General features: G+C 40.0%; 17 protein-coding genes. 13 read left to right on the top strand and 4 right to left on the bottom strand.

The genetic code is table 11. From position 1 onward, the window contains the following. Positions 1-93 precede the first annotated feature (93 nt). From B3317_RS10640 to B3317_RS10615, 6 genes are all read left to right on the top strand, one after another. Positions 94-1,548, top strand: a complete 1,455-nt coding sequence (locus B3317_RS10640) for a glycosyltransferase family 2 protein (protein ID WP_291111299.1) — start codon at positions 94-96, stop codon at positions 1,546-1,548. 5 nt (positions 1,549-1,553) lie between these two features. Beyond that, entirely contained in the window at positions 1,554-2,489 is a 936-nt protein-coding gene (locus B3317_RS10635; RefSeq protein ID WP_291111297.1) for a DUF4922 domain-containing protein, read from the top strand. Positions 2,490-2,529: 40 nt separating this feature from the next. Then, positions 2,530-3,828 (top strand): SpoIID/LytB domain-containing protein, encoded by a 1,299-nt coding sequence (locus B3317_RS10630; RefSeq protein WP_291111295.1) that lies wholly within the window; start codon positions 2,530-2,532, stop codon positions 3,826-3,828. Between the two features lie 43 nt (positions 3,829-3,871). After that, positions 3,872-5,731 (top strand): MFS transporter, encoded by a 1,860-nt coding sequence (locus tag B3317_RS10625; protein WP_291111293.1) that lies wholly within the window; start codon positions 3,872-3,874, stop codon positions 5,729-5,731. A 376-nt stretch (positions 5,732-6,107) separates the two neighbouring features. Beyond that, the gene (locus B3317_RS10620; RefSeq protein WP_291111291.1) at positions 6,108-7,343 is read left to right on the top strand and encodes an exo-beta-N-acetylmuramidase NamZ family protein; all 1,236 of its coding nucleotides are present in this window, start codon (positions 6,108-6,110) and stop codon (positions 7,341-7,343) included. Positions 7,344-7,462: 119 nt separating this feature from the next. Then, on the top strand, positions 7,463-8,740 hold the full coding sequence (locus B3317_RS10615) for a 3-keto-disaccharide hydrolase (RefSeq protein WP_291111289.1): 1,278 nt from the start codon (positions 7,463-7,465) through the stop codon (positions 8,738-8,740). 111 nt (positions 8,741-8,851) lie between these two features. On the opposite strand, the gene B3317_RS10610 is transcribed toward B3317_RS10615, so the two are convergent. Both B3317_RS10610 and B3317_RS10605 read right to left on the bottom strand, forming a co-directional pair. After that, entirely contained in the window at positions 8,852-9,673 is an 822-nt protein-coding gene (locus tag B3317_RS10610) for an endonuclease VIII (protein ID WP_291111287.1), read from the bottom strand. A 38-nt stretch (positions 9,674-9,711) separates the two neighbouring features. Then, complete coding sequence (locus tag B3317_RS10605; RefSeq protein ID WP_291111285.1) at positions 9,712-12,084, bottom strand: cation:proton antiporter; 2,373 nt, start codon at positions 12,082-12,084, stop codon at positions 9,712-9,714. Positions 12,085-12,396: 312 nt separating this feature from the next. Here B3317_RS10605 and B3317_RS10600 point away from each other — a divergent pair, with 312 nt between their 5' ends. From B3317_RS10600 to B3317_RS10585, 4 genes are all read left to right on the top strand, one after another. Continuing rightward, positions 12,397-13,545, top strand: a complete 1,149-nt coding sequence (locus tag B3317_RS10600) for an OmpA family protein (protein ID WP_291111283.1) — start codon at positions 12,397-12,399, stop codon at positions 13,543-13,545. A 177-nt stretch (positions 13,546-13,722) separates the two neighbouring features. Further along, on the top strand, positions 13,723-14,742 hold the full coding sequence (gene pheS, locus B3317_RS10595; protein ID WP_291111281.1) for a phenylalanine--tRNA ligase subunit alpha: 1,020 nt from the start codon (positions 13,723-13,725) through the stop codon (positions 14,740-14,742). Positions 14,743-15,108: 366 nt separating this feature from the next. Beyond that, positions 15,109-15,546, top strand: a complete 438-nt coding sequence (locus B3317_RS10590; protein ID WP_291111279.1) for an Hsp20/alpha crystallin family protein — start codon at positions 15,109-15,111, stop codon at positions 15,544-15,546. A 563-nt stretch (positions 15,547-16,109) separates the two neighbouring features. Beyond that, on the top strand, positions 16,110-18,521 hold the full coding sequence (locus B3317_RS10585; RefSeq protein WP_291111277.1) for a TonB-dependent receptor: 2,412 nt from the start codon (positions 16,110-16,112) through the stop codon (positions 18,519-18,521). 4 nt (positions 18,522-18,525) lie between these two features. Here B3317_RS10585 and B3317_RS10580 read toward each other — a convergent pair whose 3' ends face one another. Beyond that, complete coding sequence (locus B3317_RS10580; protein WP_291111275.1) at positions 18,526-19,413, bottom strand: hypothetical protein; 888 nt, start codon at positions 19,411-19,413, stop codon at positions 18,526-18,528. A 177-nt stretch (positions 19,414-19,590) separates the two neighbouring features. Between B3317_RS10580 and B3317_RS10575 the strand changes: the two genes are divergently transcribed. The 3 genes from B3317_RS10575 (at position 19,591) to B3317_RS10565 (ending at position 25,514) form a co-directional block, all read left to right on the top strand. Continuing rightward, positions 19,591-20,739 (top strand): iron-containing alcohol dehydrogenase, encoded by a 1,149-nt coding sequence (locus B3317_RS10575; protein WP_291111273.1) that lies wholly within the window; start codon positions 19,591-19,593, stop codon positions 20,737-20,739. A gap of 277 nt (positions 20,740-21,016) precedes the next feature. Continuing rightward, positions 21,017-24,223, top strand: a complete 3,207-nt coding sequence (mfd, locus tag B3317_RS10570) for a transcription-repair coupling factor (protein WP_414647492.1) — start codon at positions 21,017-21,019, stop codon at positions 24,221-24,223. 115 nt (positions 24,224-24,338) lie between these two features. Beyond that, the gene (locus B3317_RS10565) at positions 24,339-25,514 is read left to right on the top strand and encodes a DUF418 domain-containing protein (RefSeq protein ID WP_291111269.1); all 1,176 of its coding nucleotides are present in this window, start codon (positions 24,339-24,341) and stop codon (positions 25,512-25,514) included. 61 nt (positions 25,515-25,575) lie between these two features. Here the strand turns inward: B3317_RS10565 and B3317_RS10560 are convergent, their stop codons facing one another. Continuing rightward, positions 25,576-26,025, bottom strand: a complete 450-nt coding sequence (locus B3317_RS10560; RefSeq protein WP_291111267.1) for a DUF4293 domain-containing protein — start codon at positions 26,023-26,025, stop codon at positions 25,576-25,578. Position 26,026: the final 1 nt, after the last annotated feature.

Raw genomic sequence — 26,026 nt, 5'->3', positions numbered from 1 at the left:
GGTTATATAAAACATAGGTATCACTTGCTTCTAATTTCAATAAACCAGATATATAACATATAACTAATATATAACAATAAAACCGGCATAAAAATGAAAATCAATTGTTTTATACCTTTCCAAAGCGCTGAACAGGCCAAAAACACAGTTATCTCCCTGAAACAATCGTCTTTATCAAACAAGATTTATTTGTTAACAGACAATGACACTAAAGATATTATAAATGGCTGTGAAACAATCGGCATTGATTCTCTACGTTCAACTGCCACAATAAAAAAGATTGCAGCAAAAGCGGATACTGAGTACACATTGATTTACACCAAATCAGCCGACCTTCGTCTGGGCATGTTTGCTCTCGACCGCATGTTACAGATAATCAAAGATTCAGATGCCGGGCTTGTTTATGCCGACCATTATCAGGTAATTGGCGAAGAAAAGAGAAACAATCCCCTTATCGCTTATCAGAAAGGTAGTTTGAGGGATGATTTCAATTTCGGGTCCCTTATACTATATAAGACAAGCGAATTGAAAAAAGCTGTGGATAAGATGGATAAAGAATACAAATTTGCCGGAATTTACGACTTGCGTCTGAAAGTATCTCAAACTGCCAACCTGGTACATATTAATGAATATTTATATACCGAAATAGAGAACGACACGCGTAAAAGCGGTGAAAAGATATTCGATTATGTAGACCCGAAAAACCGTCAGGTACAGATAGAAATGGAAGAGGCCTGCACAGACCATCTGAAGAAAACCGGCGGCTATCTGGCTCCCCGCTTTAAGAAAGTTGAATTTAATAAATTTGATTTCGAATATGAAGCATCTGTCATTATTCCGGTCCGTAATCGTATACGAACTATCGGGGATGCCATAAAATCGGTTCTGGATCAGAAGGCCAATTTTAAATTTAATCTCATCGTTATCGACAATTACTCTACCGATGGAACAACAGAAGCCATTGATAAATTTGCTTCCGACAATCGCCTGATACATATCATACCCGAAAATAAAGAATTGGGAATAGGCGGCTGCTGGAATGCAGGCGTACATCACCCCAAATGTGGAAAATTCGCGATACAGCTCGACAGCGATGATGTATATTCGGACGAAAATACTCTGCAAAAAATAGTGGATGCTTTCTACGAACAGAATTGTGCTATGGTAGTAGGCACATATATGCTAACTGACTTCGACATGAAAATGATACCACCGGGTATTATCGATCACAAGGAATGGACTCCCGAAAACGGTCGCAATAATGCATTGCGTATCAATGGGCTCGGTGCTCCCCGCGCATTCTACACTCCTGTACTAAGGGAGATAAAGGTACCGAACACCAGCTACGGAGAAGATTATGCCTTAGGCTTGCATTTCTCGCGTGAATACCAGATTGGACGTATTTATGACGTTTTATATCTGTGCCGTCGCTGGGACGACAATTCAGATGCTTCGCTCGATATAGTAAAGATGAATAGCCATAACACCTATAAAGACAGGATACGCACATGGGAACTGGAAGCCCGCATCGCTTTGAATAAAAAATAAAAGACATGACTGTATCTTCTCTCAAGATAAGGGAACTGTTCCGTTCGCAACTGGAAAAATGGGAACTGGCCCGGACGAATTATAAGGCTTTAGAAAAAGTGAAGTCCAGGGATTTTTCTTTTGGCGACTTCTCAATCAGGGTACAGTTCAATCCCGCGCGTATCCTGTCATCTGCTGCAAAAGTAGACGCAAAATCTATTCAGGAAAGGAAATGCTTTCTTTGTCCGCAGAATTTACCTGTAGAGCAAGAAGGCATTCCATTTGGCACGGACTATCAGATACTGGTGAACCCCTACCCTATTTTTCCCGAACACTTCACAATACCGACATACAGTCATGTAGACCAACTGATAGTGAACAGGTATGGGGATATGCTCGATCTGGCTAAATGTCTCGGTGAATATACCTTGTTTTACAATGGCCCGAAATGTGGTGCATCTGCTCCCGACCATGCCCATTTTCAGGCAGGAATAAAAGGGTTTCTGCCCATCGAGAAAGACATTTGGAGTATAACTAAAGAGGAAATCCACAAATCGGAGGGGCTAACCATATATGCTGCAAAGGAGTATCTTCGCAATTTCTTTTTGCTGGAGGCCACAAATAAAGACAATGCTGTTATCTTTTTCAAAAAACTACATGCTTTACTCGATTGGAACGACGGAGATAAAGAACCTATGATGAATATCCTTTGCTGGTACGAAGAAGATAAGTATTATAGTTGTATATTTCCCCGTGAGAAACACCGGCCAGACTGCTTCTTTGCTGAAGGCGACGATAATTTACTTATCAGTCCGGCTGCAGTAGACCTGGGAGGCGTGTTTATCACTCCGTTAGAAAAAGATTATGACAAGATAACGGCAAAAGATATAGAAGCTATCCTGAAAGAAATATGCATCAGTAAAGAAAAGATGCAAGCTATATGTGAATTAATTAAGAATTAAGAATGCACAAGTTTTTGTAACTCGTAATTAAACTAATGATATGGAACCTGAAGTAAGTGTTGGTATTTTATGGAATAAAGAGATAACCTTCGTCCTCGAGAAGCAATACATCTGTCAGAAAAATGGAGTTACAGGCCGACAATCCGCATCCTGTAAACACGGGCTAATATCTTGGAACGGCAATTTATATAGAGAGTTATTCTTTATTCCTGAGGATGACGAGGCATCATTCACTCTAAAAAATGTAACTATCGGAATCAATTTCCACTGGGAGCGAAAAGAAGATCAGCGGTTTCAGGGTGCATTGAAACTGATTGTGGAAAACGACGAAATTACAGCTATCAATATAATCAGAACAGAAGATTATCTCACCAGCGTCATATCGTCCGAAATGAGTGCAACAGCTTCCCTGGAACTCTTAAAGGCTCATGCTGTTATATCCCGGAGCTGGCTGTTAGCCCAGATCGAAAAGAACAAGGAAATAGTGGCAAACAAAGAAAAATATACCACTTTCACTGAAACCGAAGATGAAATGATCCGTTGGTACGACCGCGAAGACCACCTTAATTTTGATGTATGTGCCGACGACCATTGCCAGCGATATCAGGGTATAACCCGCGCCTCGGCGAATATTGATACTGTCAGAGAGGCTATAAATGAGACAAGGGGACAGGTATTGATATCGGAAAACAAGATATGCGATGCGCGCTTCTCCAAATGTTGCGGTGGTGTTGTGGAAGAATTCCAGAATTGCTGGGAGGATATAAAATATCCTTATCTGGTAAAATTACGGGACAGCGAGAACAGTACGGATATTCCCGATCTTACCATGGAACAAGAATCTGTAAAATGGATAGAATCGCGCCCTGCCGCATTTTGTAATACACAGGACAAAAAAATACTAGAGCAGGTATTGAATAACTATGACCAGGAAACAACAGACTTCTACCGTTGGCAGGTCACATACTCACAAGATGAAATATCGGCACTTATTCATAAACGCTCCGGTATCGACTTCGGTACTATTCACGAACTCATCCCTATCGAAAGAGGAACTTCAGGCCGCCTGGTAAAATTGAAGATCGTAGGGTCTAAAAAGACAGTGATTATAGGTAAAGAACTGGAGATACGCCGTATTTTGTCCACTTCACATCTTTATAGTTCGGCTTTTATTGTGGATAAGACGGACGATAGCTTCACCCTCACTGGTGCAGGCTGGGGTCATGGTGTAGGACTTTGCCAGATAGGAGCAGCAGTGATGGGAGAAAAAGGATATTCTTATGATAAAATATTATTGCATTATTATGTGGGTGCAAGAATAGAAAAAAGTTATAAATGAAAAACGAAGAGTGAAAAGTGAATAATACTCAAAACTCACCTCTATGAAAAACAACAAAAAATCGCCATGGGCATGGATTCCAACGCTCTACTTAGCTGAAGGATTACCATATGTTGCAGTGCAAACGATATCCATCATTATGTACAAGCGGATGGGTATATCGAATACCGACATAGCTTTATACACCAGCTGGTTATATCTGCCATGGGTAATAAAATTTCTATGGAGTCCATTCGTAGATTTGCTAAAGACAAAACGCTGGTGGATTGTAACTATGCAACTGCTCATCGGTGCAGGCTTTGCAGGTATTGCATTTACTATACCGGTTCCTTTCTTCTTTCAGGCTACTCTGGCAATCTTCGCACTACTGGCATTTAGTTCCGCTACACACGATATTGCAGCCGACGGTTTTTATATGCTGGGACTTGATACGAACCAGCAGGCCAAATATGTAGGTATCAGAAGTACTTTCTACCGCATAGCGACGGTATTCGGACAGGGAATACTGATTATTCTTGCCGGCTTCCTTGAAAGCAGCACCGGCTGTGAGCCTGTAAAGATAAATATAGACGCATCCCCACAATACACCCAGTCTACATTATATATTCCTCAGATTCAGAATACTGCTCCTCAGGACGGGGAGATCCACTTTATTGTCCAAAATGACAACCTGCAAATAGGGACACATGGTGTAAACAAAGACAGTCTGAAAATATTTCTCGACAGCATATCCACCCTGAACCTGAATAATGGCTTTGTTATAAAAGACGAGGAAACAAAAAAGGATAGTGACGGATGGTGGAAAACAAACGTCTCCAAACCTCTTGGCAGCTGGATAAAAAACACATTCGGAGAGAAAAGATATGTAGCCAAATCGGAACATGTAGGTAACGTTGCGGTCGCAATTGTCACCTTATCAAAAGAGCCGGAACATGGTAAAAATATGGTATTGAATACAACGATGAACAGAGGGGATAAAAGTATCGCCCTTATAGAAGGTGACCGCTTATCTTTCAATGAAAATAACTGGGACAGGCCTGCATATATGGTATTTCAGGTAGATTCCAAGCTGGCAACTAACAGTTCGGTGGAATATAAAGGATTATCGGGTAATATTCCGTTTGCATGGTCTATTACATTCCTTGTTCTGGCCGGCCTGTTTGTCTTTTTTGGTTTCTACCATAAAGTAATGTTACCCAAACCCGATTCGGATAAACCACATACTCATGTAACTGCAAAATCAATATTTGAAGAATTCGGTATCACATTCGCCACTTTTTTCAAAAAGCCGCAGGTATGGACGGCGATATTCTTCATGCTTACATTCCGCTTCTCGGAAGCACAGGTTATCAAACTTATCAATCCGTTTCTCCTCGACCCTAAAGATGTGGGAGGACTCGGACTCACCACAGGAGAAGTCGGTCTGGTATATGGTACGGTAGGTATCATAGGGCTTACTCTCGGCGGGATAATCGGAGGTTTTATTGCAGCGCGTGGCGGTCTGAAAAAATGGCTATGGCCTATGACACTAAGCATGCTGCTGACTATAGCAACATTCCTGTATCTTAGTTTCTCGCAAACGGACAATCTGCTTATAATCAACATATGCGTATTTATAGAGCAATTTGGTTACGGGTTCGGATTCACCGCTTATATGCTTTATCTGATGTATTTCTCCGAAGGGAAACACAAAACAGCACACTATGCATTCTGTACAGGACTGATGGCTGCCGGAATGATGTTTCCGGGCATGTTTGCCGGATGGCTACAGGAACAGCTGGGGTACAATCATTTCTTTATCTGGGTGATGATATGCAGCATAATTCCTATTATAGCAGTATCCTTACTGAAAATAGATCCTGACTACGGAAAAGCTAAAGGCGAAGTAAAAGAAGAAAATTAGTATAATAATAGAGTTAACCTTTTTCTAATGGGTGATTGATAAGTAAAACGGCTTTTGGCGTTCCCTTTATTTATAAAGCCGTTTTACTTTAATTGTTTTATGTGAATGAGAACTTAATAATTTTATCTATACAGTAAGCTATTGTGATAGCTTATAGTATTCTTTGAACTATTGATTGGCTGATAAGTATATTAGCAGATGAGCGAAGAAAGTGTAACCTTTGTTACCTTTTAACAGTTACGAGTAAACGAGATACGAGTAGATAAGACACGAGATACAAGTTGTTAACTGATAACTGTTGACTGTTTACTGAAAAATGTGTTACATCTGTTACCTTTTAACTAAATATAGTTAATATATATAAAATATAAGAATTATGAAAAAAGCATTCGTTATATTATTTATTCTGCTGTTGATCCCTACCTTATCTTTCTCTCAAAAAATAAGGATAAAAACAGGTATTGAAGTTCTGAAAGAGCAAAACTTTAAAATACTGGAAGGGAAACGCGTAGGTCTGATTACAAATCCTACAGGAGTCGATAACAACATGAAGTCTGTTATCGATATACTCTATGAGACCCCGAATGTAAATCTGACAGCACTTTTTGCACCTGAACATGGCGTACGTGGCGACAGACATGCCGGAGACTATGTAGAAACCGTCACAGACCCCAAGACCGGGCTGACAGTTTATTCCCTTCATGGTAAAACACGCAAAGCAACACCCGATATGCTGAAAGATATCGATGTACTTGTATATGACATACAGGATATAGGCAGCCGTTCGTTCACATACATAAGCACAATGGGGCTGGCTATGGAATCTGCCGCAGAAAATAATATCGAATTTATCGTCCTCGACAGGCCTAATCCGCTGGGCGGACAAAAGGTAGAAGGCTGTCTGGTAGAAGACGGCTTTATATCATTCGTGAGTCAGTTCAAAATACCATATGTATATGGACTAACCTGCGGAGAACTGGCATTGCTTCTCAATGGAGAAAATATGCTAAAAGGTAAGTGTAAGTTACAGGTAGTAAAAATGAAAGGCTGGAAACGAAAAATGACATACGACCAAACAGGTCTGCAATGGATACCATCATCACCCCACATTCCCCAGCCGGTTTCTGCTATGTTTTATCCGGTTTCGGGCATATTGGGAGAACTGGGATATATGTCTATCGGCGTAGGTTATACAATCCCTTTTCAGATGTTTGCAACAGAGTGGATAGATGCTGACGATTTGGCTGGCAGCCTGAATCGTTTACGGCTGCCCGGAGTATATTTCAGGCCTATACACCTAAAACCATTCTATTCGGTAGGACAAGGCAAACTGTATCAAGGGGTACAAGTACATATTATGGACTACGAAAAGGCAAGATTGTCCGAAATCCAGTTCTACGTTATGCAGGAAGTAGCAAAGTTATACCCGGACAAAGCAGTATTCGACAATGCTGACCAGAAGCGTTTCAGGATGTTCGACCAGGTTGCGGGAAGTGATTATATCAGATTGACCTTCGCAAGAAATAACAATTTCGACGATATTAAAGATTTTTGGTATAAAGACACTGAGACTTTTAAACGACTATCAAAAAAGTATTATTTATATAAATAAAATAAATAGGCATCAATATTTACATATCTTATATCAACAAACAATCTTTTATTTCACAGCATTTTTATTATCTTTGTTGAAATAGTTAATTATTTTATTAATACCAAAGTCCTAATTTAATGAAACCAAAAATCAAAAACTTTGTTGCATCATGTGCTATCTTATCTATAGCATTGACTTCCTGCAGCAGTACACAACCCGAAAACACCTTATCAGAAAAGGAAAAATCCGAAGGATGGCAATTGCTATTTGACGGAAAAACAATGGCCGGATGGAAAGATTACAATGGTACAACCCTTACACAGCCGTGGCATGTTGTAGAAGGCTGTATCCAGGCTAAGGGCGATGGCAGCGATGCCAGCGGCTATATTGTAACTGATAAGCAATACGAGAACTTCGAACTTTCGTGGGACTGGAAGCTATCGAAAGGAGGCAATAGTGGTATGTTGTACCATGTAGTAGAACGTCCTCAATATAGTGTTCCTTATGTTACAGGCCCCGAATACCAATTGATAGATGCGCCTAATTTCCCTGATAAACTGGAAGACTGGCAAAATATGGGTGCAGACTATGCGATGCATATTCCTGATACCTCTCTGATGAAAGTAAACCCGCAGGGAGAATGGAACAATTCTAAAATTGTATTCGACAATGGCCATGTAGAACATTGGCTCAATGGTATAAAGATACTTGAATTTGAGGCATGGACCGACGACTGGTATGCACGTAAGAACAGCGGGAAATGGCACAATGCACCGGAATACGGACTGGCAAAGAAAGGTGTGCTATGCCTGCAGGATCACGGATACCCGGCATCGTTCCGCAATATCAAGATAAAAGAGCTTCCCCGCAAGACAAAAGAGGTAACGCTCTTCAATGGTACAGACCTTACTGGATGGGATGTATACGGAACCGAAAAATGGTATGTACAGGACGGACTGCTGGTATGCGAAAGTGGCCCCGACAAACAATACGGTTACTTAGCCACACGCGAATATTATGATGATTTCGACCTGACTGTAGAATTTAAGCAGGAAGCCGATGGGAACTCCGGTGTATTTATCCGCTCTTTTATAGAAAAGGATGTGAAAGTAAACGGATGGCAAGTGGAAGTAGCTCCTAAAGGTCATGGTACAGGCGGTATTTATGAATCTTACGGACGCGGATGGATCATAGAAGCTCCAAAAGAAAAAGATAACGTGCTGAAAGTCGGAGACTGGAATACAATGCGCATTCTGGTTCAGGGAGATAAAGTTACGACCTGGCTCAACGGTGAAGAAATGGTAAATCTCGTGGACGAAAAAATCGGACAGGGACAAGGCCGTATCGCTCTTCAAATACACGATGGCGGAGGAATTAAAGTATTGTGGCGCAATCTGAAGCTGAAAACACTATAATAAAAAACACTACTTTTTCTGCAATAGCTTCTTATATTGCACCATATACTAAAAGGGGTTGCCAGAGATTCGAGCAGCCTCTTGGTTTTTATATAATCCGAATGATATTTATTATTTCTGGCAAGATGGACAATAATATATTGTACCACCCAGATATGCTTCTTTCACAATTTCGCCTCCACAATTAGGGCAAGGTAGCTTATATGTATTTTTGGAGAGGAGACATTTATATCCTCCAAAATTGCCATAGAAATCCTTTTCTGTATCGCGCCCTCCTTTGTCGGTCATGCTTTGCAGCGTAACTTTCAGACAATGGAACAGGTCACCCCTTTCAAAATCGGAAATAGTTGATATTTTTCGCTTCGGATGGAGTCCTGCCTTGAATAGTATATCCTGCAATACGCCATTGCCCAGCCCCGGTATGCGTTGTTCGGTAGCCAGCAGGGCTTTTACTGACATATCTTTTTTCACGCTGCTGAATATATTATCAAAATACTGCCTGTCAAACTTATCAGTCAGAGGAGAGATACTATTGAGGCTATTACGATGATAGAAGTTATCCATCTCACCCTTATAGGCATAGATGGCACCGTACATAGACACAGTAAAAGCCATAAAACTTTTATCGTCGAACTCTATCAATAACTGATGCTTGATAGGATGACTTTCGATAGAAGGATAGTATTTCAGATTTGTACCATCACCGATAGAAATTTTCACATCCTCGTCGCAAAGTATATCCAAGTAAGCGCCGTGCCCTCTTACCCCCTCAATCTCTCGTCCGACAAGTATATCGGGATATAAGAGAGGATCACCATTATACCATGTAAATTTATGCGGGCTGGTAGCTTGCACTACCTTTGCAATCCGCTTCCCTGCCAGAATCGTTTCGGCCTGACGGCTGATTGTATTTGATTCGGGTATCTCAATCATGATCTTTAGATTTAATATTCCATGATAAAAAAAATCTATCAAGGTATAATCGGCTGTAAATCACCAATATTTTCTTCAAAAGAATTCAATTTGTCCTTTTCGCCGGCGAGCCATATGATATCTCCTTCTTCAAACATAAAATTAGGAGTAAACTGTATAATAGACTCATCATTCCGGTCTATCCCAATTACCATACATTCAGTCTTTTCCCGTATTCCGGCACTAGCTATAGTCTTACCAATAAGAGGTGAGCCAAGTTCGACCAGAAATTGGGACAAACTAATATGATGCTGGGCTTCTTCTTCCATTTGTGATGCCTGCGCTTTTCTATCTTGAAGATATTGAGCTAAAGTTTGCATTTCTTCATCAGAACCTGAAACCACAAGTTTATCAAAAGGATACAAGCGTTCATTCCCATCTGGGATATTTATCTTCTTACTGCCACGTATTATGGTCACAATATTCACTCCTGTCTTTTGTCTGAAATTGAGTTCACGCAAAGTCTTTCCTATGCTAGGTGACGATTGTGATATTTCAAATTCCTCTATATGTATATCTTTTGAACGTAAGTCATTGGCTACTGTTGGTAGCAATGCGGCTTTTTTCTCATCGTATTTTTGCTTCAGATTCAGGTTCTCAAGGAAACGGGCCTCTATTTTACGCGACTGCTTCTTGAATCCCTGGGAAAATACAATCAATATAACTACAGCCAGTGATATTATCACCATCAGTATTGTAAGCCTTGGGAACAATGGAATCAGAACCATCAGTACCAACGCCACACAGATAATGATGCGGAAAGCAATAAGAGAAATCAATGCTCCTCTGTTGAAACGGTTGTCTCTCCAGAGATTCTTGAACTCTTCCGAACGGTTTTTCTTCATCATGATAGCACGCAGGAACGGAGCCATCAGTGTAAGTGTAATCACTGCCGCCAGTATATTTCCCCAGATACTACCTGGTACATATTCAACTATATATGGATTTATAAAATTCTGAAATACAAGGAGTATTGCAATAGAAATTGTACTGTAAATAGCAACTAATTTGAGGATGCTTTGGAGTAGTTTTTTCCAGTCGTTTTGTTTGTTTACCGTATTATAGCTTGACATACCATATCCCTCTATCAGTTTATTCCATTTCTTAGGAATGCGTTTTTCGAGCCAATTATAAGCAGGTTCCGCCCCCTTGATACAATACGGCGTTGTAAATGTAGTTATCACCGATACGGCAACAATAATAGGGTAAAGCGTTTCGGTAATAACGCCCAGTCCCATTCCCAGCGAAGCAATAATAAATGAGAACTCACCAATCTGAGCCAGGCTGAAGCCTGATTGCAAGGCCACCTTTAGGCCTTCTCCGGATGCCAATACTCCAACAGTAGCAAAAAGAGTACGTCCGATAAGGATAACTAACGTCAGTATCAGAATAAGCACGGCATATTCACCGATTACCGCCGGATCTATCATCATACCCACCGACACGAAGAAAACAGCGCCGAACAGATTTTTCAGTGGTTCAATAAGATGTTCTATATGTTTAGACTCAATTGTTTCAGCCAAAATTGATCCCATAATAAATGCACCCAAGGCTGCAGAGAAACCAACACTTGTTGCAAACAGTACCATACCCAGACACAGGCCGATAGCAACAATAAGCAATGTTTCATCATTCAGGTATTTTTTCAGTTTCTTCAGCATTGTCGGTATCATATAAATACCTACTACAAACCAGATAAGCATAAAAAAGACCAGTTTGACCACACTATTTGCTACCTCGCCACTCTCGAAATGCTGGCTGGAAGCAAATGTGGTAAGCAATACCATCATTACAATGGCAGCAATATCTTCCACGATAAGCATCCCGAATACTATGCCTGCAAATTTTTTCTTTTGCAGCCCCATATCGTTAAAGGCCTTTATTATAATAGTAGTGGAAGACATGGACAACATACAGCCCAGATAAATACTATCCATTGAGGTCCAGTCATCTATAAGATTAACAATGAATAGCTCACCTGCCAGATAACCTATTATTATCATCGATCCCAAATTGATGAGCGTAGCTATTGAGGCCTTTCCCCCTACATCTATCAATTTCTTGAAACTGAATTCCAAACCAAGCGCAAAGAGAAGAAATATGACCCCTATTTCGGCCCAGATACTGACATTAGCCATATCCGATATTTCCGGCAATACCTTAAACACATTAGCAACCTGCCCTTCGGGGATGTCTGTTACTTTTACAACCAGGTTTTCTATAAATTTTTTGAAATGAAGACTCGCGAGGAATCCCGCAACAATGTACCCGAGTACGACGGGTTGTTTCAACCATTTAAATACAATGGTTACAAACCCGGCTGTAATAAGTATTATAGCCAAGTCACTTATAAAATCTGGAAGATGCGCCATATATTTATAATAATCTATTTTTTGTGTATATTTCTCTATTCCCTGAAAGGATATTGCCTACAGATGTTTTTGGCACTTAAAAGTAACAAAAAAAAATGATTTTAGAAATAAAAAATCAAATTGTCACTAAAATTTATCAATTTGCCTCTTTTTTCAGTTTCTTTTCTCTTTGCTGTCAATTAAGCATTTAGCTTATTGATTTTTATATTTTTTATTTAACAAATTATTTTCTTAACAATTTATTCTACTTTTGTATTTGAACAATGTGATGTTCACATTCGTTTAAAAAAGATAGTAACTAAATTTTATAAAATGAAAAAGGTTCTTTTAACTATCGCAGCAGTTGCTATATCTGCAGCTCCTGCACTGGCACAAGAAAAAGCCATTGTTCCGTCAAAATTTGGCGATAATTGGTTTTTACAATTACAAGGCGGCGCATCCTACACAATCAGTGAGTATCACAAAGATGCATCTTTCGGAGATGTTGTAACTCCACATGCAGCTATATCTCTAGGTAAATATTTCTCACCGAAAACAGGGGCACGTCTACAAGTTGGCGGATGGGAATCCAAAAACTACTATAAATTGAATAATACAGATGGCACATACAAATCTAAGTATTTCCAAATCAATGCTGATGGATTACTTAACCTCACCAACCTGGTGCTTCCTTACAAAGAAGACAGGATGTTCAATCTTATTGGCTTTGCCGGTCTTGGTTATGTACATGTATTTAAAGACTCTGAAAATGGTATTCATACTGTAAATAGTATTGTTCCCCGTGCAGGTTTGCAAGCGGATTTCCGTGTAAGCGAAATAGCTAGTATCAATCTGGAAGTTGCCGGTAACCTTATGCGTGACGATTTTAACGGACGTGAAGAAGGTTCACACTACGATGGTACAGTTAATGCATTACTGGGAGTTTCTTTCAAATTATCGAAAGGCGGATTCAAAGTTGTGGATGCGGCAGACCCGGCTGAATTACAACGTTTGAATAACCAAATCAATGATCAGAGAGCTTTACTTGGCAATAAAGATTCGGAAATCAGCAGGCTGAAAACAGAATTGGCTAACAAACCTGAGCCTCAGGTAATAGTACAGGAAACCAAAGAAATTAAAGAACAGACCGAAGTATTGATGAATGCTGTTGTAGTATTCCGCATTGGTAGTGCAAAACTTGAGCAAAACCAGGATATCAATATCTTCAATGCTGCCCGTTACCTGAAAGATAACCCTAGCGTGAATGTAGTCGTTACAGGTTATGCCGATAGAAGCACCGGTACTCCGGCCATCAACCAGAGACTGTCTGAACAACGTGCAGAGGCAGTTGCTAAAGTACTGATCGACAAATACGATATTGCTCCTAGCCGTATCACAACAAAAGCCAGCGGCGACAAAGAACAATTGTTCCCTACCGACCAATGGAACCGTGTGGTAGTATTTACAGCTGTAACTAAGTAATAGTATAATACAGAGTTATATATGATAAGGATGTCTTTCGAGGCATCCTTATTTTTATTTAGTCGAGCCAAGATGTTTAATAAGAGTATATCTGCAAAAATGCATTGTATCTATCGGATATAAAGAAAGAAAAATGTATTTTTGTACTCGTTTCTTTGAAAATACGATAATTAAGATATGATTGACAAAATTAACCAGTTGCTGTCTGAAATAGACAACCTGAAAGCCGCTAAAGCAGAGGAAATAGAAGCCCTGCGCATTAAATATCTGAGTAAGAAAGGTGAAGTTTCAATGTTAATGAACGATTTCCGTAACGTTGCTGCCGAGCAGAAACGCGAAGTAGGAATGAGACTCAACGAGCTAAAAGAAAAAGCACAGGAGAAAATCAACCAGCTGAAAGATTCTCTCGAGAACTCGCAAACAGGCGATTCTTCTATAGACCTTACCCGCACTGCGGCTCCAATAGCATTGGGTACCCGTCATCCCTTATCAATCGTTAAGAAAGAAATCTGTGATATATTTCGCCGTCTCGGATTTTCTATTGCCGAAGGGCCGGAAATAGAAGACGACTGGCACGTATTCTCATCCCTCAACTTTGCTGAAGACCATCCCGCCCGTGATATGCAGGACACATTCTTCATTGCACGAAACCCCGAAATAGTACTCCGCACACATACATCATCCGTACAGACCCGTGTTATGGAAAAGCAGCAACCTCCTATCCGCATCATCTGTCCGGGACGTGTGTACCGTAACGAAGCTATTTCATACCGTGCACACTGTTTCTTTCATCAGGTAGAAGCCCTATATATAGATAAAAATGTGTCATTCGCCGATCTTAAACAGGCATTACTGTTTTTTGCCAAAGAAATGTTCGGTACCGATACTAAAATTCGTTTGCGCCCCTCTTACTTCCCATTCACGGAGCCAAGTGCGGAAATGGATATATCATGTAATATCTGCGGAGGCAAGGGTTGCCCATTCTGTAAACATACAGGTTGGGTGGAAATATTGGGTTGTGGTATGGTAGACCCTAATGTACTGGAAAACTGTGGCATTGATAGTAAAGTATATACCGGTTATGCTTTAGGAATGGGTATAGAACGTATTACTAATCTCAAATATAGAGTAAAAGACCTGCGGATGTTCTCAGAAAATGACAAGCGATTTCTGGAACAGTTCGAAAGTGCGCATTGATTATACTATAATCTGAGATTTAATATAAAGTCTGTTTCCCGGTAAGAGAAGCAGGCTTTACTATTTTCAATCATATTTGTATCAGAAACATCTAACCAATCCGGCACGGATGCATGAGGATAATTGATATATTTATCAATTAATGACATTTTGTCATTACAACTAGATAAAACACATTATCTCACTATTCTACTCAAATATCTAATTACAAAATAATTAGTCCAACATATTTAATATTTAAAATAATTTAACACAATCAATAACTGCCATTAAGTCATTTTGCATACTTTTTGCAACCTACTTTATAGATACGGAAATGTATAATATAAAGATTAAACTAAAGATAAATTTAAGGAGGACAAGATTATGAAAAATCAACTTAGAAGGTACGACAGAAGCGGAAGTTTTTTTCCAACATTTTTTTCTAATTACATTAGTGATGAAGTATTGAACGGTTTCGGAAATACATACCTTCCGGCCACCAATGTTTCGGAAAATGAAAAAGCATTCAACATTGAATTATCTGTTCCGGGATTCGACAAAGAAGACATTAAAATAGAAATAGAAAAAGATGTACTTAAAATTTCGGCTCAGAATGAAGTGAAAAGTGAAGAAAAAGACGAGAACGAAAAAGTACTTCGCCGCGAATTCAAAAAATCTTCTTTCGCCCGTAGTTTCACTATTCCGGAAGACGTAGACACTGACAATATTTCAGCTATACAAAAAGACGGAATTCTACAAATCACACTGCCTAAACAAGATAAGGCTATCGAAGACAAGGTAAAGAAGATAGAAATACAATAACTACATAGGTTTTAATTTAGGTTTTTAGGTGAATCAAAAAGGTTACTCTCACTATGAGGGTAACCTTTTTTGATTTTCACACCATAACTTCCAACTTGTTCTTCATAAAAAGTAACAGATGTAACAAATATTACGTCTGCCCGTTCCACCGAAAACAGTCGCAAAGCTCGCCCCATACAGAAAGCCTAAAAAAGTAACACTTCCCAGAATAACAGATAACCCGTATCTAACAATCAATATATCAAAGACCGCTTAAAATTAACCTATATTCACAATATATAGTTAAAAGGTAACAGATGTAACACATTTTTCAGTAAACAGTCATCAGTAAACAACTCGTATCTCGTATCTTGTCTACTTGTATCTCGTTTACTCGTAGCTGTTAAAAGGTAACACATGTAACATATTTTTCTAACTGTTACTTTTACCCTTTCATCAAACATAAAAAGCATTACGGATATTCGCTAATACCCGCAGATATAGATAAATATAATCTGTAATAATTATTTGTTCTCCGGAAATATATCCATAAATTTGTTATTTATAAAACCAAACGCTAAACAATGGCTAAAAAACAATTCCTGTTATTACTCTTTTTAATTTCGGTTTCTTCCTATGCACAGAAAGTAAAAATTGCAGGAATAGTTACAGATAAGGATTTCCGCCCCTTGGAACAAGTGTCGGTATCGCAACCGAACACAAGCAATGGAGTATATACGAATAACTACGGATTCTACGAACTGGAGGTATTTCCCGGAGATTCCGTCAAACTCATTTTCTCTCTGATCGGCTACCGGAAACACCTCTACGTTATACCTGAATTGACAAAAGATTTCAATCTGAGTGTTACACTCTACGAAGACGATAACAGCCTTGCACCTGTCACAGTGGAAGGCGAACGCATGGTAACTACCGTAATCGGACGAATCGACTATATAGCTGCCAAACGACCATCAAACCCATGGAATAGCATCGAGTCCCTCCTGGCTACTATGGGAGGTGTAAGTTCTACAAATGAACTGAGTAGCCAATATTCGGTACGTGGCGGCAACTTTGATGAAAACATTGTATATGTAAACGGGATAGAGATATATCGCCCCCTGCTTGTACGTTCAGCACAGCAGGAAGGGCTGAGCTTTATCAATCCCAATATGGTTCAATCAGTGGGTTTCTCTGCCGGAGGCTTCAGCGCCGAGTATGGAGATAAGATGTCGTCGGTATTGGATATCACTTATAAAAGACCGCAACGATTCGAAGGCGCTGTTTCGGCAGGACTACTCGGCGGAGAGATATATGCAGGTAATTCCACCGAAAAATTTTCACAGGTTACCAGTGTCAGGTATAAGACATTGCGCTCCCTGTTGAGCACCACCGATACAAAAGCCGAGTATGACCCTTCTTTTCTCGATTTCCAGACATATATCACCTATAAGCTGGGCTCTAAATGGGAAGCCGGTTTCTTAGGCAACTATTCCTATAATAAATATGAATTTACACCCGAAACACGGGAAACATCATTTGGTACATTAACGTCCCCCCGCACATTTACGGTCCATTTCAACGGCTGGGAAAATGACAAATTCCTCACTTATCAGGGAGCTTTAACCTTAAAAGGAAAAGTTGCCGACAATCTGAATATCGGACTCACAGCTTCCGCTTTTTCATCAGACGAACAGGAACGATACGACATAGACGGCCGTTATCTTTTACGGGAAACAAGTCTAACAGGCGATGATGAAAATATCGGGTCAAAACTGGCTATAGGCACCTACCATGAACATGCGCGAAATAAATTGAAGTCGGACGTATATACTTTCACTCATTCCGGCAATCTGAAGATAGACCGGAACATGCTGAAATGGAGTATCAGCTACCAAAAGGAAAAAATAAACGATAAGATAAAGGAATGGGAAATGCGCGACTCGGCAGGATTCTCCTTACCAAGTACCGGAACAGATGTAAATGTATATTCAAACCTGAAATCGAATAATAAAATCAACCCTACCCGTATTTCAGGATATATACAAGATACTTACAACTTTGATACAGACGCAGGCTTGTTCATTCTCAATGCAGGTGTGCGCGCCGGCTACTGGACTTTCAACGAAGAACTGATTATAAGTCCGCGCGGAGCTTTGGCTTTTGTTCCTGCAGGGCTGGATAATCTTTCATTGCGGGTAGCGGGAGGAGTGTATTACCAGGCTCCTTTTTATAAAGAATTCCAGCGCATTGTTAATATAGATGGTAATAATGTCATAGAACTGAATAAAGATATTAAGTCACAGAAGTCGATACATATTGTATTGGGTGCCGACTATTACTTCGGACGGGATATACAGAAGAATATTCCCCCGTTCAAATTATCAGGTGAAGTATATTACAAGAAATTATCCGACCTTGTACCGTATACTGTCAACAATGTAAAGATAAGATACACAGGCGAGAACTCCTCCAAAGGCTATTCGATGGGGGCTGACCTAAAATTATACGGTGAATTTATTCCCGGGGCAGATAGTTGGATAAGCCTGTCATTCATGAAGACCGAACAGGATATAAACGGGGTAAAAGTGCCTCTGCCTACCGACCAGCGGTTCAACCTCGCACTCTTCTATCAGGATTACTTCCCGGGATACGAACGTTTGAAAATGAGCTTACGCGGTCTATGGTCGCAAGGATTGCCTGTATCCGCCCCGTACAAAGGGTACGAAACCGGATATTTCCGCACACCGGATTATAAACGTATCGACATCGGCTTCTCATGGCTCGTACTGGGAGAGGATTTTGCTATCCGTGACAGGAATTCATTCTGTAAAGCCTTTAAAAATATATGGCTGGGACTGGATGCGTTTAACATCTTCGACATGCAGAACACAAATACTTATTACTGGATAACAGATGTGAATAATCAACACCATGCCGTACCTAATTACCTGACGGGAAGACAGCTGAACGTACGATTGCTGGCAGAATTTTAAGAGCCTACTCCATTTCTATGGAGCACTCGTTTATTATAGTTATATCACCATTGGTAACTACCTTTTGCATAATACTGTAAATAATCCAGCCCGAATCGTGAAGAGCTGAATAAGTAGTAGTTTCGTTTTCAAATTGCATATTCCGCACTGCTTCCATGTCAAAACTTTTGCCGGCCGATTCCGAAAGCTTCTTTAAATATTCAAGTGTCGCCACCGTCAGTTGTTCTTTATCTATGCTTTGTACCGATTTCAGCAAGTATTCTTCATCCGATACAATCTCTTCCAGACCAAAATAAGTATTGGCCATAAAGGGTTTAGAGCCCAATACATTCGGCACTTCAATTTCGCCCTCCATATAATCACCTGGCTTATAGGTGATACCGTGAAACATATGATATTGAATAATTTCGTTCACTCCTACCGACTCGATTGCTTCTTTGGTTGAAAATGTAGATGTAATTTCATTTTCCTGCTTATTCAGTGATTCATCATTGATTTCTCCTTTTTTAAAACCCTGTAGAATACTATTTGCCGCATTGTTTACAAAATCCCTTATTTCTGCCCAGTTCAGAACTTCCTCAAATTCACCCAGTTCGTTCGTTTTATATATCACTTTCAGGCCTTTATTAGCATTATTCTTATAAAGCCATTGCATTGTATAGGAATTTGCAGTGGAGTCCAGCACCGATAATTCCACATTATAAACAACCGAGTCTGAAGAAACTATTTCCCCATTTTTCAATTGGGTACTCTTGTTTATGACCTTATAATTGTAAGTATCTCCTTTATCCCAGTAAGCAATGGCCTGTACTGTAGAATCCTCCGGATTGATTTGCGCGAAAATAGAAAAACTACAGAGTAACAGAAGTACCAGTACCGAAAGTTTTTTCATTGTTCTTGTATTTAGATGGATAAAAGTAAGTAAAAAGATCGGGGTTATTCCTTCTGAAAAAATATATTATTGTATTGACCGTATCCATTTAGAATGGTTTTTAACAACTTTAATAATTAAAGCATATATAATTCTATCAAATGATATACCTTTGTCCCAATTACAAAAGATACAATTATGAACAACTTCACTTATGCAAATCCCGTTAAAATCATATTCGGGAAAGATACAATCAAGGAAATAACAAACGAAATACCACAAAATAGTAAAATATTGATTACTTACGGTGGTGGCAGTATCAAAAAGAACGGAGTATACGACCAGACTGTGAAAGCCCTCGAAGGCTTTGAATGGTACGAATTCGCAGGAATAGAACCTAATCCGCACTATGAGACTTGCATGAAAGCTGTGGAGTTCATCAAGGAAAAAGGAATAACTTTCCTTCTGTCCGTTGGTGGAGGCTCGGTACTGGATGCGACTAAATTTATCGCGGCAGCAGCCCTTTTTGATGGTAACGAACCATGGGATATCCTGTCGAAAGGCAGTGAAATAAAAAAGGCGATGCCATTTGCCGATATTATCACTTTACCGGCCACAGGCTCTGAAATGAACAACGGGGGCGTTATCACCCGTGTATCCACAGAGGAAAAACTGGCTTTTTCTTCCGATTTCACTTATCCTTTATTCTCTGTACTCGATCCTACAGTAACATTCAGTCTTCCTGTACGTCAGGTAGGGAATGGTGTTGTAGACGCGTTTGTACATGTGATGGAGCAATACCTCACATACAGCGAGAGTAATTCCTTATTGCAGGATAATATGGCCGAAGCCATCGTAAAAACACTGGTAGAAGAAGGGCCGAAGGCTTTGAGCGATCCCCATAACTATGATGTACGCGCAAACCTGATGTGGGCTTCAACATGGGCCCTGAACGGATGGATAAACTGTGGTGTTCCTCAGGACTGGGCTACACATATGATCGGACATGAAATTACGGCATTCTACGGCTTAGACCATGCGCAAACATTAGCTATCGTATTGCCGGGAGTAATGACCGTACTGAAAGAACAGAAGTCGAAGAAAATAATCCGCCTTGGCCGTGAAGTATTCGGCATACAAGGTGACGGAGCTATAGAAAAGACAATAAAGGCTGTCGAAAACTTCTTTGAAACAATGGGTGTTAAAACACATCTGTCTGACTATAAGCTCGGTGACGAAGCCGTGGAAAAGGTAAGCAAACGGCTTGCCGACCGTGGCTGGAAATTAGGCGAATGCCATAATATAACAGCTGATACAATAAAGGAAATACTGACATTGAGAAAATAATATCATATTTGATTTAATAGAAAGAGTGAGGACTATGATTCTCACTCTTTTGTTATTGATACCCCTGATTAATTCGGATCAGAATTAAGCTTTGGTATAGAATTTGTTGTATGTTTTTACTATTTTTGTATCCCGAAGATTAAATAAGTTTACTACATTGAAATTAGCTGCTTTACAAGAGGTTTTCGAGTCTCACAAAAACATATCCGCTGTTGTTAATATTTTGCCAAAGCATAAGAGCCTTTATGCAAAAGGACTACAAGGCTCATCTGCTGCGATGTTTGCTGCAGCCATCTATCATAAAACGAACGATTGTTTCCTGTATATCCTGAATGATCTTGAAAGTGCAGGCTATTTTTATCACGATCTGATACAGATACTGGATACGGACAAAGTGCTATTCTTCCCGTCAGCCTATAAACGTGCGATCAAATACGGGCAGATAGATGCTGCAAATGAAATACTCCGTACCGAAGTGATGGGTAAATTGCAAACTGATAACAAGCATCTGATTATAGTCACATACCCGGAAGCGCTTGCAGAGAAAGTTGTTGCAAAAAGCATTCTGGAAAAAAATACAATACACATCAATGTAAATGAAGAAGTAGACCGCAGCTTTGTATCGGAAATGCTGGATAGCTTCGGATTCGAGTATGTAGACTATGTTTACGAACCGGGGCAGTATGCTATTCGTGGGAGTATTCTCGATGTATTTTCATTTTCTTACGAATTTCCGTACCGCATCGACTTTTTCGGCGATGAAGTGAATACAATACGCACATTCGATATAGAAACACAATTGTCAAAAGAACATTTACAGCAGATACAGATTATACCCGACATGCAAAAATCCGACCTGGACAGGGATTCTTTATTAAAGCTGATTCCTAAAGACAGTATAATCGGATTCAAAGATTTTGCATGGGCGGAAGAAAAAATAGAGTCTGTCTACAATGACTCTGCAATTCTCGATAATCCCGAATATGAAAAAGATATACAGAATAAATTATCCGACAGGGAAGAATATGCAAACCTGATAAACGGATTCAGACATATTCATTTCGGAGCAAGAGCAGGTGGTGTACCCCAAGCAACCATAGAGTTTGAGACAAACCTGCAACCACCCTTCCATAAAAACTTTGACCTGATAAGTGAAACCTTTCACAAGGATATAGAGAAAGGCTTTAAAATATATATCCTGAGCGATAGTGAAAAGCAGCACAAACGCCTGCAGTCTATCTTCGAAGACAGGGGCGACGATATTACCTTCATACCTGTAGAAAGGACATTATCGGAAGGATTCAGTGACGAAACATTGAAAATATGTTGTTTTACCGACCACCAGTTATTTGACCGCTATCATAAATATAATCTGAAATCGGACAGGGTACGCTCCGGTAAGTTCGCACTATCGCTGAAAGAATTGCAGCAATTTCAGATAGGCGACTACATTGTGCATATCGACCACGGTGTAGGGCAATTCGGCGGGCTTGTCCGCTCCGACATGAACGGAAAGATGCAGGAGCTTATCAAGTTGATATATCTCAACAACGACTCCATCTTTGTATCACTGCATGCCCTGCATAAAATATCCAAATACAGAGGCAAAGAAGGAGAACCACCCCGTATCAATAAACTGGGAACCGGTGCATGGAACAAGATAAAGGAGAAGACTAAAAGCAAAGTAAAAGATATTGCCCGCGACCTGATAGAGTTATATGCTAAGAGACGTCAGGAAGAAGGGTTCAAGTTTTCTCCCGATTCATTCTTGCAGCATGAATTGGAAGCATCCTTCATCTATGAAGATACTCCCGACCAGGTAAAGGCTACTTCCGACGTAAAGCAGGATATGGAGAACAGTAAACCAATGGACCGCCTCATATGCGGAGATGTAGGTTTCGGTAAAACGGAAGTGGCTATCCGGGGGGCTTTCAAGGCTGTATCAGACAATAAACAAGTAGCTGTACTAGTACCTACCACCGTACTGGCATACCAGCATTACCAGACATTCAGGGAACGGTTGAAAGATTTTCCGTGTCGTGTAGAATACATCAGCCGTGCCCGCAGTGCAAACCAAATAAAGGAAACCCTGAATGATCTGAAAGAAGGTAAGGTAAATATACTGATAGGAACTCACCGCATAGTGAGCAAGGACATACAGTTTAAAGACCTCGGATTACTGATAATAGACGAAGAACAAAAATTCGGAGTAGCAGTAAAAGAAAAGTTGAAACAGATGAAATCGAATGTGGATACGCTCACAATGACAGCCACTCCTATACCACGCACATTACAGTTCTCTTTGATGGGTGCACGGGATTTATCAGCTATCACTACCCCACCGCCAAACCGTTATCCTATCCAGACCGAGGTGCATACATTCGATCCGCAGATAATACGTGAAGCCATCGAATTTGAAATGAGCCGCAATGGTCAGGTATTCTTTATCAACAATCGTATTAAAAACATTTACGAACTGGAAGATATTATCCGTCGCGAAGTTCCCGATGCGCGGGTGGTAGTCGGCCATGGACAAATGGACCCGGCGAAACTGGAATCGGTTATTATAGATTTCGTAAACCATGAATACGATGTATTGATCGCCACATCTATTATAGAATCGGGAATAGATATCCCGAATGCAAATACAATCATCGTAAACAATGCCCAGAACTTCGGACTGAGTGATTTGCATCAACTCCGCGGACGCGTGGGACGAAGCAATAAAAAAGCTTTTGCATACCTCCTTGCTCCTCCCCTCCATACATTAACACCCGAAGCCAGAAGACGTTTACAGGCAATAGAGAACTTTTCCGAACTTGGTCATGGATTCCATATAGCCATGCAGGATCTGGATATACGGGGTGCAGGAAACTTACTCGGAGCAGAGCAAAGCGGATTCATCGCCGATTTAGGATATGAGGTATATCAAAAAATATTGACGGAAGCCGTTAACGAACTGAAGAATGACGAATTCGCCGATATTTACCATGAAGCTGATGGTGATGAAAAAATAGCCGGAGATAACTTTGTGGACGACGTACAGATAGAAAGCGATCTGGAATTACTGTTCCCTGCCACATATATCCCCAACGATTCGGAACGTATCACGCTTTATCGCGAACTGGATAATATGGAACGCGAAACAGATGTGCAGAACTTTGTATTGCGGCTTGAAGACCGCTTCGGTAAAATACCGCCCGAAGGCCGCGAACTAATTATGGTTGTTCGTTTACGAATACTGGCAAAAACACTCGGTATAGAAAAGGTAGTACTGAAAGGCGGGCGTATGAGCCTGTTCCTCATATCCAATCCGGAATCTCCTTACTATCAGTCGAAAGCCTTTGATAAACTACTGGATTATATACAGAAATATCCGCGCAGTTGCGAACTGAAAGAACGGAATGGCAAACGCTCGGTAAGTATCCAGCATATTCCGAATGTAGAAACGGCTTGTATGGCTTTGATGGAGATAATAGGGTAAAAACGTGTCCATATATTAAAAAGACGAATCCGTACGTCCAAAATGAATAATTATTCTACATTTATTTATAAAAAATAATAATACCTTGCAGTTCTAAATTTTGTAACTGATTATCATGATTAAAACACAACAGCGAATCGATGTCGCAGATGCCCTGAGAGGATTCTCCATTATGGGGATTTTTCTCCTTCACAGTATTGAACATTTCAATTTTTATTCATTTCCGGAGATTGACAGTCCCTGGTTACAGTTTACAGACAAATCCATATGGGATTCCCTTTTCTTTATTTTTGGAGGGAAAGCCTATGGCATTTTTGCCCTCTTATTTGGATTCAGCTTCTTTATACAGGACAACAACCAATTGCAACGAGGAAATGATTTCAGGCTGCGTTTCCTATGGCGGCTATTCCTGTTGTTTATATGGGGAAATATAAATGCCATGTTCTTTACGGGTGAAATACTTGTTCTTTACTCCATAGTGGGTATATCACTTATCTTTGTCGCGCGGCTAAAGATTAAGACTGTCGTTATCATTGCCACAATACTTATGTTGCAACCGATGGAATGGGGTAAACTCATATATGCGCTAGTCAATCCTGATTATGTCCCTGACGCGCCTCTGGCCGGTAAATATTTTAAAATAGCCTATGAGGTACAGACTAACGGTACATTTTTGGAAACAGCGAAAATGAATCTTTGGGACGGACAACTGGCCAGTCTTACATGGGCATGGGAGAACGCACGATTCTTTCAGACTCCGGCCTTGTTTATGTTTGGCATGGTGATCGGAAAAGCCGGCTTACTGCTATATAATGAAAAGAACAGCCGTTTCTGGATGAAGGCTTTGGTCACAGGTATTATTTGCTTCTTCCCACTGAATGGATTGGCAGGTATGCTCTCCGGATTTATAGAAAACGAGGCGATACTGACACCATTAAGATTAATTATCAGATCGCTTGCCAATATGGGCTTTATGGCCTTCCTTGTTTCTTTGGTAATCCTTATCTATTACCATACTACTAAAGGACATAACCTGCTGGATAAATTACGCCCTTACGGGAAAATGACATTGACTAATTACATTATGCAATCTATAATAGGCTCCTTTATTTTCTATAACTGGGGATTGGGAATGCATAATAAACTGGGCATTACTTATTCGTTCCTGCTGGGAATAGTATTATTTATACTGCAATATTTCTTCTGCTACTGGTGGATGAAAAACCACAAACATGGGCCACTTGAATATATATGGAAGAAACTGACATGGATAGGTGCAAAGAAAAAATAATCATATAACACAAAAAAGGAGAAGATTGAAATCTTCTCCTTTTTTAATTATTTCTTATTTATTACCGTATACGATCCAATGATTTCACCAGCTTTTCATCTTTCTTTATCCGCGAAATAGCCAACAGATCAAAAATAAGCGCTACAACCGGAAGTATAATGCCAAACTGGAGATTCATAGTATAAGCACTATCTATTTTTGCTAAAAAAGCATTCATATATACCAGAGCTGTGATATAATACACAACTATCATAATAGCTGTCAAATAGCCTATATTTATCTGCAACTTTCTTTTCTTATAAAGAAAAATATTGACGAATGCCAATAATCCGCTTGCAATAGCGAAAATCAAAACTCCCCATGTAGGAAAATCAACTCCTATCCCGTAAGAGTGGAAAGCAGTGGACAACTGAGGGGTCCCGTTTACGATTTCAACCAATGGGCAAAAAGCCGTGGCCCCCATCAATACCACTACCAAAAGTAGAAATACTGTCTGTATACGTTGTATCATT

Source organism: Dysgonomonas sp. UBA7710 (assembly GCF_002482385.1).
Classification (GTDB): domain Bacteria; phylum Bacteroidota; class Bacteroidia; order Bacteroidales; family Dysgonomonadaceae; genus Dysgonomonas.
The sequence above is the reverse complement of the archived record's forward strand: the minus strand, read 5'-3'. Positions and strand labels throughout refer to the sequence as shown.